A 15,934-nucleotide genomic window follows, 5' to 3' on the forward strand; every position below is an offset into this window, starting at 1 on the left:
TCTCCCTCACCCCTTCGTTCCCGTCGAGCCGAAACCGCCCGCGCCTCTTGCCGTTTCATCCAGCGCCGCGACTTCGCGCAGCTGCGCCTGCGTCACCGGCGCGATCACCATCTGCGCGACGCGTGTTCCCCGTTCGACGGTGAAGGCCTCCTGCCCCAGATTGACGAGGATCACCTTCACTTCGCCGCGATAGTCGCAATCGATTGTCCCCGGCGAGTTCAGCACGGTGACGCCGTTCTTGGCGGCGAGCCCGGAGCGCGGGCGCACCTGCGCCTCGAAGCCTTGCGGCAGTGCAATGGCAAGCCCCGTCGGCACCAGGGCGCGGGCGCCGGGCTGAAGCACCATCGGTTCGCCTTCCGGCAGGGCGGCGGTAAGGTCCATGCCCGCGGCGCCGTCGGTTTCGTAGCGGGGCAGGGGAAGTCCTTGCGCATGCGGCAATCGCTGCACACTCACATCGACAAACGGGTTCATTCGGCAGCCTTTGCAGTGGAAAAATGTTCGGCAATGCGCCGCGCGAGACGTTCGGCAACCGCCTGTTTGGGGAGCAGCGGCCAGTCCTCCTGTCCTTCGCGCGTGATGAGATGCACCGTGTTGAGATCGCCGCCCATCACGCCGGTCGCGGGCGAAACATCGTTCGCGACGATCCAGTCGCAGCCCTTGCGCTGGCGCTTGGAGGTTGCGTGCTCGACAACTTTCTCGGTCTCCGCCGCAAAACCGACGACAAGCGGGGGCCGGTGCTCTTTCTTCTGCGACAGCGTTGCGAGAATGTCGGGGTTCTCGACCAGCATCAGCGCCGGTGCCTGTTCGCCGGGCTGCTTCTTCAGCTTCTGCTCGGCATCGCTTGCCACCCGCCAGTCGGCGACGGCCGCCGCGCAGATCGCGATATCGGCGGGCAGCGCCGTTTCGCAGGCTGTCAGCATTTCACGCGCCGTCTCCACGCGCTTCACCGTCACGCCGGGCGGGTCGGGAAGATTGGTCGGCCCGGACACGAGAATTGTCTCCGCCCCGAGCCGCGCCACGGCCTGCGCAATGGCATAGCCCTGCTTGCCGGAGGAGCGGTTCGCGAGATAGCGCACCGGGTCGATCGGCTCATGCGTCGGGCCGGATGTGATGAGAACGCGTTTGCCCTTGAGCGGTCCGCCGCCGGGATAGGCGAGTTCGGTAAAATGATTTTCGATGGCCGCGAGAATTTCGGCGGGTTCGGCCATGCGTCCCGGCCCGTATTCGCCGCAGGCCATGTCGCCTTCGTTCGGCCCCACGAAATCGACGCCATCCGCCATCAGCGTCTCGACATTGCGCTGCGTTGCGCGATGCGTCCACATGCGCACATTCATCGCGGGCGCGACCAGCACCTTCTTGTCGGTTGCCAGAAGTGCCGTGCTTGCGAGATCGTTCGCGAGCCCGTTCGCCATCTTCGCCATCAGGTCGGCGGTCGCGGGCGCAACGACGAGAAGATCGGCATCGCGCGACAGCTCGATATGCCCCATCTCCGCTTCATCCGTCAGGCTGAAGAGATCGGTATAGGCCTTGTCGCCGGTGAGGCTCGAAACGGAAAGTGGCGTCACGAATTGCTGCGCGGCGTCCGTCAGGATCGCGCGTACGCTCGCGCCGCGCTCCTTCAGGCGCCGGATCAGTTCGAGGCACTTGTAGGCCGCAATGCCGCCGCCGATGATCAGCAGCACGCGCCGGCCATTGAGGATGCTCTCAGCCAATCTGATCTCCCGCACTGGACGTGGCGCCAGGAAGTTTTGCCGCCATTCATGTGAAAATATAAATATTCACGCCGACGATTTGTAGATCAAATCGTGAGCTGCGCAAATAAAGGAATTGGCTTGAAAACCTGTTTTTCTACAACAGGTTAACGAGAAGGAGCGCGCCAAGAGCCCCGATGGCGAGCCAGAGCAGGGGCGATCTGCGTTCCCGCCGCTCCTGGGCCTCGGCAATCCGCTCGGCGGATGAGGGGTGAATCCGCACCCCTTCCTCGTCCACGCTTTCGGCGAGAAGCCTTGCCGTGCGCTCCGCCCGGTCGAGCACATCGGGCAGATGGCTCATCATGCGGCCAAGCTGCATCGCACCCGCCGCCGCCTCCTCGATGCGCGCTTCCGGCGCCATGCGCTCCACCATCCAGGCCCTCAGCACCGGTTCGGCGCTTTCCCAAATGTTGTGATCGGGGTCGAAGTCCCGCGCGACGCCTTCCACCACAACCATCGTCTTCTGCAGCAAAATGAGTTCGGGCCGCGTACGCATGTCGAATTGTTCCGTCACCTGGAAAAGCTGCGCGAGCAGCTTGCCCATGGAGACGTCGCGTGCCGGCCGCCCGAAGATCGGCTCGGCGACCGAACGCAGTGCCTGCGCGAAGGCATATTTGCTCTTCGTGCCCGGCACATATCCGGCTTCGAAATGGATTTCGGCGACACGCACATAATCGCGGGTGACGAGCCCGTAGAGGATTTCGGCCATGAAGCGCCGCTCGTTCGGTCCTATCCGCCCCATGATGCCGAAATCGACCGCGACGAGATTGCCGGCAGCATCGACGAAGAGGTTTCCCTGATGCATGTCGGCATGGAAGAAGCCGTCACGCATCGCATGCAGCAGGAAGGACTGGATCACCTGTGTGCCGAGCCGCTTCATGTCGTGCCCGGCGGCAACGAGCGCGGCACGGTCGGAAGCGGGAATGCCCTCGATCCACTCCATCGTCATCACGCGCTTCGAGGTTCGTTCCCAGTCGATCTGCGGTACGCGGAAACCCGCATCCTTCGCGATATTCTCCGCCATCTCCGACATCGCCGCCGCTTCCAGACGAAGATCCATTTCGAGCTTCACGCTGTCGGCAAGCGTCTCCACGATCTCGACGGGGCGCAGCCGTCGCGCGGGCGCGTAGTGGCGGTCGATGAATTCGGCCGCCCAGAAGAAACTGTCGAGATCGTCGTTGAAGCGCTTCTCGATGCCGGGCCGCAGCACCTTCACGGCAACATCCCGGCCTTCAAGCTGGCCTTCGGAATTTTCCTCGTCTGACTGCGTTTTCGCGCGATGCACCTGCGCGATGGAAGCCGCTGCAATCGGTTCGCTGAGGAAGCTGAACAATTCGTCGACGGGTTTGCTCAAGCCTTCCTCGATCAGCGCGCGCGCTTCCTCCATCGGGAAGGGCGGCAGCTTGTCTTGCAGAAAGGTGAGGTCTTTCGCGAGGTCCGGCCCGATAATGTCGGGCCGCGTCGCAAGAAATTGCCCAAGCTTGATATAGGCCGGGCCCAGTGCGGCCAGTGCCGTCGCAAGCCGCTCGCCCGCATCGGCATTCGCCTGTCCCGCCGCTTCGTCAGGCGCACGCTCCCAGGGAAGTTTCACTTTCGCAAGCGGCATCAGCGCCAGCAGCAGCGGCGGCATTTCCTCGCGCAGTTCGAGCGGGAAAAGCGCATCGTGCCGTCCAAGCACACGGGCCGCGCGCATCAGCCGCGCGAATGAACGAATACTGCGCAACATGTCAGAGCCGCCAGCCGGAATGCAGCGCCGCAACGCCACCAACGAGGTTTCGGTAGCTCGCATTGCCGAAACCCGCATCCTCGATCATGCGCTTGAATTTTTCCTGATCGGGAAAACGGCGAATGCTCTCGACGAGATACTGGTAAGGCGCGCCGTCGCCCGTCACCCATTTCCCCATCGCCGGAATGGCGGAGAAGCTGTAGGCGTCATAAACCTGATCGATGACCGGTACCGCGACATGGCTGAATTCGAGGCAGAGAAAGCGGCCGCCCGGCTTCAGTACGCGGTAGGCATCTTTCAGAGCCCTGTCGATATGCGTCACGTTCCTGATGCCGAAAGCGATCGTATAGGCATCGAAGGAGCGGTCGGGGAAGGGCAGCGTCTCCGCATCGCCGCAGGCAAATTCCACGCGCCCCTCGAAAGCCTTGGCTTCCGCGCGTGTCTTGCCGACGCCCAGCATGTGCCGGTTGATGTCGCAGACCGTCACCTGCGCGCCCTCGCCCGCGCGTTCCAGAAACCGGAAGGCGATATCGCCGGTTCCGCCCGCCACGTCGATCAGGTGAAAGGGCCGCGCGCTTCGCGGCGGGTTCAGCCAGTCGATCATGGCCTGCTTCCACGCCCGGTGCAGCCCGCCCGACATGAGGTCGTTCATGAGGTCGTAGCGGTCCGCCACCTGCTCGAACACATCGTGGACGAGCCCGGCCTTTTCGCTCTCCCGGACCGTCTGGAAGCCGAAATGCGTCTCGCCCCCCTCGCTGCCCTTGTCCGGGTTGGACGTCTTCTGTTTTGCATCTGCGCTCATGCGGCGGACCATAGACCGTTTTCCGGGCAGGCGGAACTGCCTGCCGGTTCGGGAAACGCTTGGAAAGGGAAGTGGTTCAGGCTGTTTCGATTGGGTCATGGCGCGCCGCCGCGAGGGACGCTAGGTTCATGCTCTCCCGAAGAAGCGAGACCTCATGCCCGAACTGCCAGAAGTTGAAACCGTCCGCCGAGGCCTCGCGCCCGCGCTTGAGGGCAGGCGGATCGCGCATGTGACGCAGCGCAGGCCGGATCTGCGTTTCCCCCTGCCGGACCGTTTCGCCGAGCGGCTCACCGGGCGCCGGATCTCCCGTCTCGACCGCCGCGCGAAATATATCCTCGTCCATATGGAGCCTGCATCTCCGTCCATCGGCGAGGAAGTCCTCATCATGCATCTCGGCATGTCGGGCCGCTTCACCATCCACGGGCCGGAAGGCGCGCGCACACCGGGCCTCTTCCATCACGGTATGCCGGGCGCCGAACGCCACGACCACATCGTCTTCGACATGGAGGATGGAACCCGCATCGTCTATGCCGATCATCGCCGCTTCGGCTTCATGGATCTCGTTGCGGGCGCGGCGCTTGAAGCCAGCGCGCATCTCGCCGCCCTCGGGCCCGAGCCGCTGGGCAACGGCTTCTCCGCTGTCATTCTCGCCGAGCGCCTGAAAGGGCGGCGCACTCCCATAAAGGCGGCGCTTCTCGATCAGCGCACGGTTGCCGGGCTCGGCAATATCTATGTCTGTGAGGCGCTCTGGCGCGCCGGGATTTCGCCCAATCGCAGCGCGGCTTCCGTCGCGGGACCGGTCAGAAGCGAGCGCCTTGCCGCCGCCATCCGTTCCGTTCTGACCGATGCAATCGCCGCGGGCGGCTCGACGCTGCGCGACTATGCCCATACCGATGGCGAACTCGGCTATTTTCAGCACGCCTTCTCCGTCTATGACCGCGAAGGCCAAGCCTGTTCAAAGCCCGGCTGTGGCGGTACCGTGAAACGCATCGTGCAGTCCGGGCGTTCGACCTTCTATTGCCCCGGCTGCCAGAGATAGCGATGCCAGCGATAATGAAGAGCGCGAAAATGAGCCCGCGAAAAAGAGGAAGCCGATGACCGCCAGCAAGACCCAGATCGGCAGGAGAGGTCTCGCGCTCGCGTTTCTCGCCGCGCTCCTTTTCATGCCCCGGATGGCCAGCGCCGGTGACAGCTATCTCGATGCTGTGGAAGACATGCCGCTGATGCAGGGCCTCGCCGAAACCGGCGATGGCGGTATCATCTTCGACAAGCCCTCCGGCCGCATCGTGCGCAGCGTTGCCGAGGGCGATGTCGCGCCCACCGCGGTACGCGCTTTTTATGTGAACACCTTGCCTCAGCTCGGCTGGACGCGCGCGGAACAATATGAACTCATCGGCGAGCTGCTGATTTTCCGCCGCGAGAACGAACAGCTGGAAATCCAGATTGTGCCCGTCTCGCCGTCGCACACCGAAGTCCGCTTTTCCATCGAACCCCTATAGGGCTTTGGCCGGGCGGCGGCGACGGCTGCCGCGTGGTTGAAGCGTCTGCCAGCACACAAGACATGCAAGAGGAGAAACGCATGGCCTACCAGAACATTCTGGTCGAGAAGAAAGGTGCCGTCGGCATCGTCACGCTCGATCGCCCGGATGCGCTGAATGCGCTCAACAAGGCGCTGATGGACGAGATGACGGCCGCGCTCGACGATTATGAAGCCGACGACGAGGTGCACTGCATCGTCATCACCGGCTCGTCGAAGGCTTTCGCCGCCGGCGCTGATATCAAGGAGATGCAGCCGAAATCCTACATGGACGTCTACAAGGAAGACTTCATCACGGCGAACTGGGAGCGCCCCACGCGCTGCCGCAAGCCGGTCATCGCCGCTGTCGCGGGCTACGCGCTTGGCGGCGGCTGCGAGCTTGCCATGATGTGCGACTTCATCATCGCCGCCGACAATGCGAAGTTCGGCCAGCCCGAGATCAAGCTCGGCGTCATGCCCGGGGCGGGCGGTACGCAGCGCCTGACGCGCTTCGTCGGCAAGTCGAAAGCGATGGAAATGTGTCTCACCGGTCGCATGATGGATGCAGAGGAGGCCGAGCGTTCCGGTCTCGTCAGCCGCGTCGTGCCCGTGGACGATCTTATGACCGAGGTTATGAAAGCGGCCCAGGCGGTTGCGGAAATGTCGCTCCCCATCGCCATGATGACCAAGGAGAGTGTCAACCGCTCCTACGAGACAACCCTGTCGGAGGGCGTGCGCTTCGAGCGGCGGCTGTTCCATTCCATGTTCGCGACCGAGGACCAGACCGAAGGCATGGCTGCCTTTGTCGAGAAGCGGAAGCCCCAGTTCCGCAATCGTTGAGTTCCGCAATCGTTAAGTTCCGCAATCGTTAAAAAGCCCCGTAAACCGGGCCCTTTTGCCGCGGTTGCGGGGATCTGATCGCCGGTTGACGAATGCCGGGGGGGCGCGTATAACGCCCGCTTTCGAGGGGTCGGCTCGCGTTTTTGCGCGGGCCGCCTTTTCTTCAAACAGATTTTCGCGCGCCGCTTCGGGATATGCCCGGGACATCGCGCTGACAAAGGTCCGAAGATCGATGGCGAACACGAAGTCCGCAAAGAAGGCAATCCGCGTGATTGCAAAAAAGTCGGCAGTCAACCGTGACCGCCGCAGCCGCATGCGCAGCTTCGTCCGCAAGGTCGAGGAAGCACTCGCGAGCGGCGACAAGAACGCAGCCGAAGAAGCGCTTCGCGCTGCACAGCCCGAGATCATGCGCGCCGCGCAGAAGGGCGTGATCCACAAGAACACCGCCTCGCGCAAGGTGTCGCGTTTCGCGCAGCGCGTGAAAGCCCTTGCCTGACAGGCATTTCTCGTGACTGCCGATAATTGAACATCGGTCGTTCGCGAGATGTGAAAAATAGAAAGCCCGCGCTTTTCGAGTGCGGGTTTTTTGTTGTCTGCATTCCCGCGCAATTCTATTTGCGGCGCAAACGCACACGCCACGCAGCGCGACAACGCAAAAATGGAAAGTTGTTTTGCGCGATGGACTTGCGCGTCGGCGTGTATGTTTGCGCTGCGGTCACCACTGCATATTGGGTGCGCGAGACGCGTCACACGGGATAAAAAATTGTCATGAAGGTGATTCTTCCGCTTGCTTACGACAGCCCCTGCCGGTATGTTTAACAACCTCAGCGGAGGCACTGAATACTGTGTTTTTAGAGTAAAACTTTACTGAATACAGTATTGGTTTCTTCGCCCGGAGTGAAAATAAAGTATCCAGACAGAACTTGAGTGACGAGCCGGGGTAATTCGGTTATTACCCCCGTCGGACAGATGTGTCTGGAGCCGGGCTGGGGAGCCTGGCGGCGAGTTGGGGTCAGACATTCGAGCAGCGGGACATCAATGTCGGGGAAATCGGAAAACGACCAGGGCCCTGCGATCATCGGCGATCGCCCGGACAACTATGCGGGAGACGTGACGCCTGAAGAGGCTTGGCGCGTCCTTTCCGCCCGGTCCGATGCCGTCCTTGTCGATGTGCGTACGCGGGCCGAATGGTCCTTTGTCGGTGTGCCGGACCTGTCCGGCGCCGGCAAGGAGCCGGTCCTCGTGGAGTGGCAGCAATTTCCGACCATGGCGCAGAATGCGGGCTTCGCGGCGGACCTCGTCGCATTGCTCGGCGCGGCGCGGCGGGAAGCGCCGGTCTTCTTCCTGTGCCGCTCCGGCGCGCGCAGCAAGGCGGCAGCGATTGCCATGTCGCAGTCGGGCTTTGCCAGCTGTTTCAACATAGACGGCGGTTTCGAGGGGGATCTCGATGCGGCGCGCCATCGCGGCGGCCGCAACGGGTGGAAGGCGGCGAACCTTCCCTGGGTTCAGGGCTGACAAGCCAGACATGAAGACGGCGCGGGGTGCGCGCCTGGCGGCGGAATAGACGGGAAGGGCACGGTTCCCGTCGGTTATGGGCTAATCCCGGTGCCCGTTCGGGGCCGGAGTGAAAAGAGGCATGACGTTTTGGACGAGGAAAACATGGTGCCATCCCCTGCAGAGAGGCGTGCACGGGAGGTTCCTGAAATCCGCTCATTTTCCGGCGTTGCTCCTGAACGGGGAACGCAGAACGGAACGGCAAACGGATCGCATGGCGGACTCCGCACAAACCGTGAAGGGGAGGGGCCGATGCCGTCCTTAGCGCTTGCCGATCAGTGGCGCCGTGTGCGTTCGCGCCTTCAGGCGGAGTTGGGCGAGGCCACCTTCAATAGCTGGTTCAAGCAGGTCGAGCTTGTGGGTGCGGATGATGGCCGCGTTGCGCTCACCGTGCCGACGCGTTTCATCCGCAACTGGATTGCTTCGCATTATGCGGATCGCCTTGGCGAACTCTGGGCGGATGAGGATGCGGGTTATACCCGTGTCGATATCGCAGTGAGCGCCGAGGTCGCGCCGCAGCGCCGCCCCGATGCGGCGCCGGAATGTGCCGAGGCCGCGCCCCTGCGCGCCGATGAGGCGCGTGGCGCCGCGACGGCCCGGCCTGCGGCACAGCCCATGCCCCAACCCATGCCCCAGGGCTTTGAGGATGCGGGCGTCGGCGCGCCGCTCGATCCGCGCTTCACCTTCGACGCCTTCATTGTCGGCAAGTCGAACGAGCTTGCACATGCCGCCGCGCGCCGCGTGGCAGAAGCAACCGATGTCACCTTCAATCCGCTCTTCCTCTATGGCGGTGTCGGCCTCGGCAAGACACATCTCATGCATGCCATTGCGTGGGAGATCCGCAAGCGCGATCCCGAACGGAAAGTGCTTTATCTGTCGGCCGAAAAATTCATGTACCAATTCGTCCGTGCACTGCGTTTCAAGGACACGATGGCCTTCAAGCAGCAGTTCCGTTCGGTCGATGTGCTGATGATCGACGACGTTCAGTTCATATCCGGCAAGGATTCGACGCAGGAAGAATTCTTCCACACCTTCAACGCGCTGATCGACCATAACCGTCAGGTCATCATCTCCGCGGACCGTTCGCCCTCCGATCTTGAAGGCATCGAGGAGCGTATCCGCTCGCGTCTCGGCTGGGGTCTTGCCGCCGATATTCATCCGACCGACTACGAGCTTCGTCTCGGCATTCTCCAGGCCAAGGCCGACGAGATGATGCAGCGTAACGGTCCGGTCACGATCCCCGGCGGTGTGCTCGAATTTCTGGCCCACCGCATCGTCTCCAACGTGCGCGAGCTCGAAGGCGCCCTGAAGCGCGTCGTCGCCTATGCCTCGCTTGTCGGCCGTCCGATCACGCCGGAGATGACGCAGGAAGTGCTGCGCGACCTGCTGCGCTCCAATGACCGCAAGGTCACCATCGAGGAGATCCAGCGCCGCGTCGCCGAATATTACAACGTGCGCCTCGCCGACATGCTCTCGGCGCGCCGCGCCCGTGCCGTGGCGAGGCCGCGTCAGGTCGCCATGTATCTTTCCAAGCAGCTCACCACCCGCTCGCTGCCCGAAATCGGCCGCAAGTTCGGGGGCCGCGACCACACCACGGTGATCCACGCGGTCCGCAAGATCGACGAGCTTCGCCAGGCCGATTCCGGCATCGAGGAAGATGTCGATTTGCTGCGCCGCATGCTCGAAGGCGGCCACGGCCCCAACTGAGCGCTTTGGGAAGCCCCCCGCCTTCCGGGGCGGGATAGGGCTCTCTGGAGAAGCCTTGCGAATCAGGGGGTTAATACCCTCTGGAGCGGGCCCGGATTCGCCCCGAATCCCGTTGAAAAACGTGCATCCCCCTCGCGATCTGATATACTTGGCCGTGCGAATTCTGCGGAAATCCGGCCTCGGCCGGTGCGCGTCTGAAAGGCCCCCCGGTCAGCGGATTTCGGGGGCCGTCTCGGTCGCGCTGTTCCACCCTCCTGTTCGCAGCGGTCCACGAGAACGGCGCGTCTGAGCAAGCCGCGCAATGCTCCCGGACACTCTGCAACATGGGCGGGCCGGGGCTGTTTCCGTCACGGGAATCCGTCACAAGAAAGAGCGTCCGCGCGGGGTTTCCATGCCCCTTCCGGGCCAAGTCATCAGAGAACCCAAACGGGGGGACCGAAGAGAGACCATGAAGATCACGATCGAACGGGGCGCGCTGCTCAAGTCTCTCAATCATGTGCAGTCGGTTGTCGAACGCCGCAACACCATTCCAATCCTCTCCAACGTCCTCATCAAGGCCGAGGACGGTCAGTTGAGTCTGACCGCAACCGATCTCGACATCGAGGTCGTGGAAGCGATCGACGCGGATGTGGCCCAGCCGGGCGCCACCACGGCCTCCGCGCATACGCTCTACGACATCGTGCGCAAGCTCCCCGAGGGCGCGCAGGTCGAGCTCTCGACGGGCGCCGATGAGGGCCGCCTCCAGCTCACGGCGGGCCGCTCGCGCTTTGCGCTCCAGTCGCTCCCGCAGGAAGATTTCCCGGTCATGGCGGCGGGCTCGCTCCCGCACCGCTTCGAGCTGCCGGCCGAAGCCATGCGCCGCCTCATCGACAAGACGCGCTTTGCGATCTCGACGGAGGAAACCCGCTACTACCTGAACGGCATCTACTTCCACGCCGTCGACGGGGACAAGCAGAAGGTGCTTCGCGCCGTTGCGACCGATGGCCACCGCCTCGCCCAGGTCGATCATGATCTGCCCGAGGGTGCGGATGGCATGCCCGGCGTCATCGTGCCGCGCAAGACCGTGCTTGAGTTGCAGAAGCTTCTCGAAGGCGATGGCGGCGCGCTCTCGGTCGGTGTCTCGGAAACGAAGATCCGTTTCGAGTTCGGCGGCATCGTCCTCACCTCGAAGCTCATCGACGGCACCTTCCCCGATTACGGGCGCGTGATCCCGAGCGGCAATGACAAGATGATGGAAGTGGACGGCAAGCGCTTCGCCGAAGCCGTTGACCGCGTCTCCACCATCTCGACCGAAAAGTCGCGCGCGGTGAAGCTCAACCTCGAAGAAGGCAAGCTCACCCTCTCCGTTACCAACCCGGATTCAGGCAGCGCCACGGAAGAGCTTTCCGTTTCCTATTCGAGCTCCGCGCTCGAAATCGGCTTCAACGCGCGTTACCTGCTCGACATCACCGGCCAGCTCGACGGCGAGGAGGCGAGCTTCGCTTTCGCCGATTCCGGGTCACCCACGCTTGTTCGCGACAGCGAGGATGCGATGGCGATCTACGTGCTGATGCCGATGCGCGTTTGAGCGCGCTGAAAGGCCAGAGAAACAGAGGATAGGGAGTGCCTCGAACGAGTGAGTTGCTCGCGGCTGGCCGGCATGAAGACTTGCCGGATGAATGCGGTGCCGTCGTGACGGCGCCTGCCGCTCCTCCGTGTGCGAGCCTCAGCCGTCTCGTCGTTACCGATTTCCGTTCCTATGCGCGTGCCGAACTCGCGCTGGACGGGCGTCCCGTCGTCCTCACGGGCGACAATGGCGCGGGCAAGACAAACCTGCTCGAAGCGGTGTCGCTGCTCTCGCCCGGTCGCGGGCTTCGCGGCGTTCCTTATGCCGAGATCGCGCGCGATAGTGGCGCGGGCGGCTGGGCTGTCGCCGCGACGCTCGAAACAGAAGACGGCGCGGTCAGGGTCGGCACCGGCATCGAGCCAGGCGTGGAAACGGCGCGCAGCCGCCAGGTCCGCGTCGATGGCGAACAGGCGGGGCCTTCCGCGCTTGCCGAGCTTGTGTCGGTGGTCTGGCTGACGCCTGCGATGGACAGGCTTTTCGTCGAGGGGACGAGCGAGCGCCGCCGTTTTCTCGACAGGCTGGTGATGGGTTTCGATCCGGCGCATGGCACGCGCGCGGGCGCCTATGACAGGGCGCTGCGCGAGCGCAACAAGCTGCTCGCCGACGATGTCTTCGATGACGCCTGGCTCTCCGGGCTCGAAGGGCAGATGGCCGAACATGGCGTGGCGCTTGCCGCGGCGCGCGTCGAAATGCTGGCGCGCTTGCGCGGCGCGCTCGAAGCCGCGCAGGACGGGCCGTTTCCCCGCGCGCTTGTCGCCATCGAAGGCTCGCTGGAGGCCGCTGTCCTCTCGGAGGCCGCCGTCGATGTCGAGGACGCGTTTTGCGCCCGCCTGAAGGAAATGCGCGGACGTGATGCGGCGGCGGGCCGCGCGCTGGACGGGCCGCACAGGAGCGATCTCCTCGTGCGCCACGCCGCGAAGGATCGCGAGGCGCGTCTGTGTTCGACAGGCGAGCAGAAGGCGCTGCTGATCGGCATGGTGCTCGCGAATGCGCGGCTCCTCGCCGCAAGGGGCCGTCCGCCCCTGTTGCTGCTGGACGAGATCGCTGCGCATCTCGATGAGGAACGCCGCGCGGCCTTGTTCGATGAGATCGTGGGCCTGAACCTTCAGGCCTTCATGACGGGCACGGACCCGTCGCTGTTTCAATCACTGGGCGAGCGGGCACAGAACCTCGCCGTCGCAAAGGGCGAGATAAAGCAAGGCTCCTGAGGTTCGCTCGAAGGAAAAGCCGGCCAGAAATGCCTGCCAGAAATGCCCGAAGGAAAAGGAAGAGTTTGATGAGATACGACAACGATACCCCGGACGTCGATGCGCTCAAGAACCAGTTCACACCGATGGTGGAACACGGGCTCTTCAAGGCCCGCACGGTTCTCGTCACCGGCGAAGTAAACGACCGCCTCGCGCGCACTGTTTCCGAGCGCCTGCTCGCCATGGCGGGCGAGAGCGACGACCCGATCACCGTCATCGTCTCCTCGCCGGGCGGCCACGTCGAATCCGGCGACATGATCCATGACATGATCAAGTTCATCAAACCGCGTGTGCGCGTGCTCGGCACCGGCTGGGTCGCGAGCGCGGGCGCGCTGATCTATGTCGCCGCCGATCGCGAGGATCGCTATTGCCTGCCCAATACGCGTTTCCTGCTGCATGAACCGCGCGGCGGCGTCGGCGGCTCGGCCACCGAGATCGACATCCAGGCGCGCGAGGTGCTGAGAATGCGCGAGCGCCTGAACAGGATCTTCGCGGACGCGACAGGCCAGCCGCTTGAAAAGATCGTCAAGGACACGAACCGCGACCATTGGATGAGCGCGGAAGAGGCGAAGGAATACGGCGTCGTCGGCAAGATCATCCGTACCGCCGGCGAGATCGCCTGAACACCGCTTTAGAGAACCTGGCTGAGGAAGACATCATGTCCACACCCGCGGACGAAGCACCCGAAGAATACGGCGCCGATCAGATCAAGGTTCTGAAAGGCCTCGACGCCGTGCGCAAGCGGCCGGGCATGTATATCGGCGACACCGATGACGGCTCCGGCCTTCATCACATGGTCTATGAAGTTGTCGACAACTCCATCGATGAGGCGCTGGCCGGTCATTGCGACGCGGTGAATGTCCGCCTCAACGCCGATGGCTCCGTCACCGTCATGGATAATGGCCGTGGTATCCCGGTCGAGATCCACAAGGGCGAGGGCGTCTCCGCCGCCGAGGTCATCATGACCCAGCTCCATGCGGGCGGTAAGTTCGACCAGAACTCCTACAAGGTCTCGGGCGGCCTGCACGGCGTCGGGGTTTCCGTCGTGAACGCGCTTTCCGACTGGCTGGAGCTTCGCGTCTGGCGTGGCGGCAAGGAGAATTTCATGCGCTTCCAGCATGGTGTGCCCGATGCGCCCCTCGCCGTCGTCGCCGATGCGCCGCTCGGCAAGGACGGCAAGCCCGTCTCCGGCACGGAAATCACGTTCCATCCCTCGTCGGAAACCTTCACCCAGACCGAGTTCGATTTCTCGACACTCGAACATCGTCTGCGCGAACTCGCCTTCCTCAATTCCGGTGTGCTCATCAAGCTCGCGGACCTGCGCGGCGTCGAACCGAAGAATGTCGACCTGATCTATGATGGCGGCTTGCAGGCCTTTGTCCGCTTCCTCGACCGCACCAAGACGCCCATCATCGAAAAGCCGATTGCGGTCAGCGCGGAGCGCGACGGCATCACCGTCGAAGTCGCGATGTGGTGGAACGACAGCTACCACGAGAACGTGCTCTGCTTTACCAACAACATTCCCCAGCGCGATGGCGGTACGCATCTCGCGGGCTTCCGTGGCGCGCTCACCCGCGTCATCAATTCCTATGCGAATGAAAGCGGCATTGCCAAAAAGGAAAAGGTGAGCCTTACCGGCGACGACGCGCGCGAAGGTCTCACCTGCGTCCTCTCGGTGAAGGTGCCCGATCCGAAATTCTCCTCGCAGACGAAAGACAAGCTCGTCTCGTCGGAAGTGCGCCCCGTGGTCGAAAGCCTCGTCAACGATGCGCTTTCCACATGGCTCGAAGAACATCCCTCCGAAGCACGTCAGATCGTGACCAAGGTGGTCGAGGCCGCCGCCGCGCGTGAGGCTGCCCGCAAGGCGCGCGAGCTGACGCGCCGCAAGGGCGCGCTCGACATATCGAGCCTGCCCGGCAAGCTCGCCGATTGTCAGGAGCGCGATCCGGCCAAATCCGAACTCTTCATCGTCGAGGGCGACTCGGCCGGTGGCTCCGCGAAACAGGCGCGCGACCGTTCCAATCAGGCCGTGCTTCCCCTTCGAGGCAAGATCCTCAATGTCGAGCGCGCGCGCTTCGACAAGATGCTCTCGTCCAATGAAATCGGTACACTGATTACCGCGCTCGGCACCGGCATCGGCCGCGACGATTTCAACATCGAGAAGCTGCGCTACCACAAGATCATCATCATGACCGACGCCGACGTCGACGGCGCTCATATCCGTACGCTCCTTCTCACCTTCTTCTACCGGCAGATGCCGGAGGTGATCGAGCGCGGCCATCTCTATATCGCGCAGCCGCCGCTCTACAAGGTGCGCCGCGGTACCTCCGAAACCTATCTGAAGAACGAGAAGGCGCTCGGCGACTATCTCGTCGCCACCGGCCTCGAAGACATGGTGCTGACGCTTCATGACGGCTCGCAGCGCGCCGGACCCGACCTGAACGACATCGTGTCGAAGGCGCGTGCGGTCCGCACCGTGCTGGAAGGATTGCCTGGCAAATATCCGCATTTCGTGGTCGAGCAGGCGGCCATTGCCGGCGCGCTCAACCCCGGGGCCCTGGCCGAACCTGAAAAGGCGAACGAGGCTGCCGCCTATGTCGCGCGCCGCCTCGATCTCCTCTCCGACGAGACGGAGCGCGGCTGGACCGGCGAGACGTCGGAGGATGGCGGTCTGCGTTTTGCGCGCGAGGTGCGCGGCGTGCGCGAGGAAGTGCTGATCGACGGCCCGCTCATCGCCTCGGCCGATGCGCGCCGTCTCGACAGCTACACCACTCACTTGCAGGAAATTTACGTCAAGGCCGCCACGCTGCGCCGCAAGGACGAGACCTATATGATCCGCTCTCCCTCGCAGCTTCTCGAAGCCGTGATGGCCGTGGGCTCGAAGGGCAACACGATCCAGCGCTACAAGGGTCTGGGCGAGATGAACCCCGGGCAGCTCTGGGAAACCACGCTCGACCGCGATGCCCGCTCGCTCCTTCAGGTGAATATCCGCCAGCTCGACGAGGCGGACGATCTCTTCGTGAAGCTGATGGGCGATGTGGTGGAGCCGCGCCGCGATTTCATCCGCGACAACGCGCTCGCCGTCGCCAATCTCGACGTATAGCCGCCGGGTAAGACCCTGAAGGGCCTTGGGGGCTTGCGTCAATCGTTAACAGCGCGTTAACCATCCCTGTCTAGCTTCGGCA

General features: G+C 63.4%; 14 protein-coding genes. 10 read left to right on the top strand and 4 right to left on the bottom strand.

Going from position 1 to position 15,934, the window contains the following annotated elements:
* Positions 1 to 6: 6 nt before the first annotated feature.
* The 4 genes from dut to ubiE all read right to left on the bottom strand — a co-directional run bounded on the left by dut (position 7) and on the right by ubiE (position 4,279).
* The gene (gene dut / locus ABJO61_RS12720) at positions 7 to 471 is read right to left on the bottom strand and encodes a dUTP diphosphatase (RefSeq protein WP_348324999.1); all 465 of its coding nucleotides are present in this window, start codon (positions 469 to 471) and stop codon (positions 7 to 9) included.
* On the bottom strand, positions 468 to 1,712 hold the full coding sequence (gene coaBC, locus ABJO61_RS12725; protein ID WP_348324997.1) for a bifunctional phosphopantothenoylcysteine decarboxylase/phosphopantothenate--cysteine ligase CoaBC: 1,245 nt from the start codon (positions 1,710 to 1,712) through the stop codon (positions 468 to 470). Before coaBC ends, dut begins: the two co-directional genes overlap by 4 nt.
* A gap of 136 nt (positions 1,713 to 1,848) precedes the next feature.
* The gene (ubiB, locus tag ABJO61_RS12730; protein ID WP_348330568.1) at positions 1,849 to 3,477 is read right to left on the bottom strand and encodes a 2-polyprenylphenol 6-hydroxylase; all 1,629 of its coding nucleotides are present in this window, start codon (positions 3,475 to 3,477) and stop codon (positions 1,849 to 1,851) included.
* Between the two features lies 1 nt (position 3,478).
* Positions 3,479 to 4,279 (bottom strand): bifunctional demethylmenaquinone methyltransferase/2-methoxy-6-polyprenyl-1,4-benzoquinol methylase UbiE, encoded by an 801-nt coding sequence (gene ubiE / locus ABJO61_RS12735; RefSeq protein WP_348325313.1) that lies wholly within the window; start codon positions 4,277 to 4,279, stop codon positions 3,479 to 3,481.
* 154 nt (positions 4,280 to 4,433) lie between these two features.
* Between ubiE and mutM the strand changes: the two genes are divergently transcribed.
* From mutM to gyrB, 10 genes are all read left to right on the top strand, one after another.
* On the top strand, positions 4,434 to 5,318 hold the full coding sequence (gene mutM, locus ABJO61_RS12740; RefSeq protein WP_348324993.1) for a bifunctional DNA-formamidopyrimidine glycosylase/DNA-(apurinic or apyrimidinic site) lyase: 885 nt from the start codon (positions 4,434 to 4,436) through the stop codon (positions 5,316 to 5,318).
* Between the two features lie 55 nt (positions 5,319 to 5,373).
* A complete protein-coding gene (locus ABJO61_RS12745) occupies positions 5,374 to 5,778 on the top strand; it encodes a hypothetical protein (RefSeq protein WP_348324991.1) in 405 nt (134 codons plus the stop codon).
* Between the two features lie 80 nt (positions 5,779 to 5,858).
* A complete protein-coding gene (locus tag ABJO61_RS12750) occupies positions 5,859 to 6,635 on the top strand; it encodes an enoyl-CoA hydratase (protein ID WP_348324990.1) in 777 nt (258 codons plus the stop codon).
* Between the two features lie 232 nt (positions 6,636 to 6,867).
* The gene (gene rpsT / locus ABJO61_RS12755; protein ID WP_348324988.1) at positions 6,868 to 7,131 is read left to right on the top strand and encodes a 30S ribosomal protein S20; all 264 of its coding nucleotides are present in this window, start codon (positions 6,868 to 6,870) and stop codon (positions 7,129 to 7,131) included.
* 542 nt (positions 7,132 to 7,673) lie between these two features.
* A complete protein-coding gene (locus ABJO61_RS12760; protein WP_348324986.1) occupies positions 7,674 to 8,150 on the top strand; it encodes a rhodanese-like domain-containing protein in 477 nt (158 codons plus the stop codon).
* A 291-nt stretch (positions 8,151 to 8,441) separates the two neighbouring features.
* The gene (gene dnaA / locus ABJO61_RS12765; RefSeq protein ID WP_348324984.1) at positions 8,442 to 9,896 is read left to right on the top strand and encodes a chromosomal replication initiator protein DnaA; all 1,455 of its coding nucleotides are present in this window, start codon (positions 8,442 to 8,444) and stop codon (positions 9,894 to 9,896) included.
* 448 nt (positions 9,897 to 10,344) lie between these two features.
* Positions 10,345 to 11,463, top strand: coding sequence for a DNA polymerase III subunit beta (gene dnaN / locus ABJO61_RS12770; protein ID WP_348330571.1), 1,119 nt, complete (start codon positions 10,345 to 10,347; stop codon positions 11,461 to 11,463).
* Positions 11,464 to 11,543: 80 nt separating this feature from the next.
* A complete protein-coding gene (gene recF, locus ABJO61_RS12775) occupies positions 11,544 to 12,710 on the top strand; it encodes a DNA replication/repair protein RecF (RefSeq protein WP_348325813.1) in 1,167 nt (388 codons plus the stop codon).
* A gap of 29 nt (positions 12,711 to 12,739) precedes the next feature.
* Positions 12,740 to 13,372 carry an ATP-dependent Clp protease proteolytic subunit gene (locus tag ABJO61_RS12780; RefSeq protein WP_348325807.1) on the top strand — a complete coding sequence of 211 codons (633 nt, stop codon included), beginning with the start codon at positions 12,740 to 12,742 and terminating at the stop codon, positions 13,370 to 13,372.
* A gap of 35 nt (positions 13,373 to 13,407) precedes the next feature.
* Positions 13,408 to 15,852: a DNA topoisomerase (ATP-hydrolyzing) subunit B gene (gyrB, locus tag ABJO61_RS12785; RefSeq protein WP_348325809.1), complete on the top strand. Its 2,445-nt coding sequence runs from the start codon at positions 13,408 to 13,410 to the stop codon at positions 15,850 to 15,852.
* The last annotated feature ends 82 nt before the right edge of the window (positions 15,853 to 15,934 follow it).

The organism is Parvibaculum sp., from assembly GCF_039973015.1.
Taxonomy (GTDB): Bacteria; Pseudomonadota; Alphaproteobacteria; order Parvibaculales; family Parvibaculaceae; genus Parvibaculum.

Excerpts from the sequence above, each read along its gene's own strand:
- ABJO61_RS12760 (WP_348324986.1), top strand. The coding sequence starts at position 7,674 with ATGTCGGGGAAATCGGAAAACGACCAGGGCCCTGCGATCATCGGCGAT.
- rpsT (WP_348324988.1), top strand. The coding sequence starts at position 6,868 with ATGGCGAACACGAAGTCCGCAAAGAAGGCAATCCGCGTGATTGCAAAA.
- ubiB (WP_348330568.1), bottom strand. The coding sequence starts at position 3,477 with ATGTTGCGCAGTATTCGTTCATTCGCGCGGCTGATGCGCGCGGCCCGT.
- ABJO61_RS12745 (WP_348324991.1), top strand. The coding sequence starts at position 5,374 with ATGACCGCCAGCAAGACCCAGATCGGCAGGAGAGGTCTCGCGCTCGCG.
- dnaA (WP_348324984.1), top strand. The coding sequence starts at position 8,442 with ATGCCGTCCTTAGCGCTTGCCGATCAGTGGCGCCGTGTGCGTTCGCGC.
- dut (WP_348324999.1), bottom strand. The coding sequence starts at position 471 with ATGAACCCGTTTGTCGATGTGAGTGTGCAGCGATTGCCGCATGCGCAA.
- gyrB (WP_348325809.1), top strand. The coding sequence starts at position 13,408 with ATGTCCACACCCGCGGACGAAGCACCCGAAGAATACGGCGCCGATCAG.
- mutM (WP_348324993.1), top strand. The coding sequence starts at position 4,434 with ATGCCCGAACTGCCAGAAGTTGAAACCGTCCGCCGAGGCCTCGCGCCC.
- dnaN (WP_348330571.1), top strand. The coding sequence starts at position 10,345 with ATGAAGATCACGATCGAACGGGGCGCGCTGCTCAAGTCTCTCAATCAT.
- ABJO61_RS12750 (WP_348324990.1), top strand. The coding sequence starts at position 5,859 with ATGGCCTACCAGAACATTCTGGTCGAGAAGAAAGGTGCCGTCGGCATC.
- ABJO61_RS12780 (WP_348325807.1), top strand. The coding sequence starts at position 12,740 with ATGCCTGCCAGAAATGCCCGAAGGAAAAGGAAGAGTTTGATGAGATAC.
- ubiE (WP_348325313.1), bottom strand. The coding sequence starts at position 4,279 with ATGAGCGCAGATGCAAAACAGAAGACGTCCAACCCGGACAAGGGCAGC.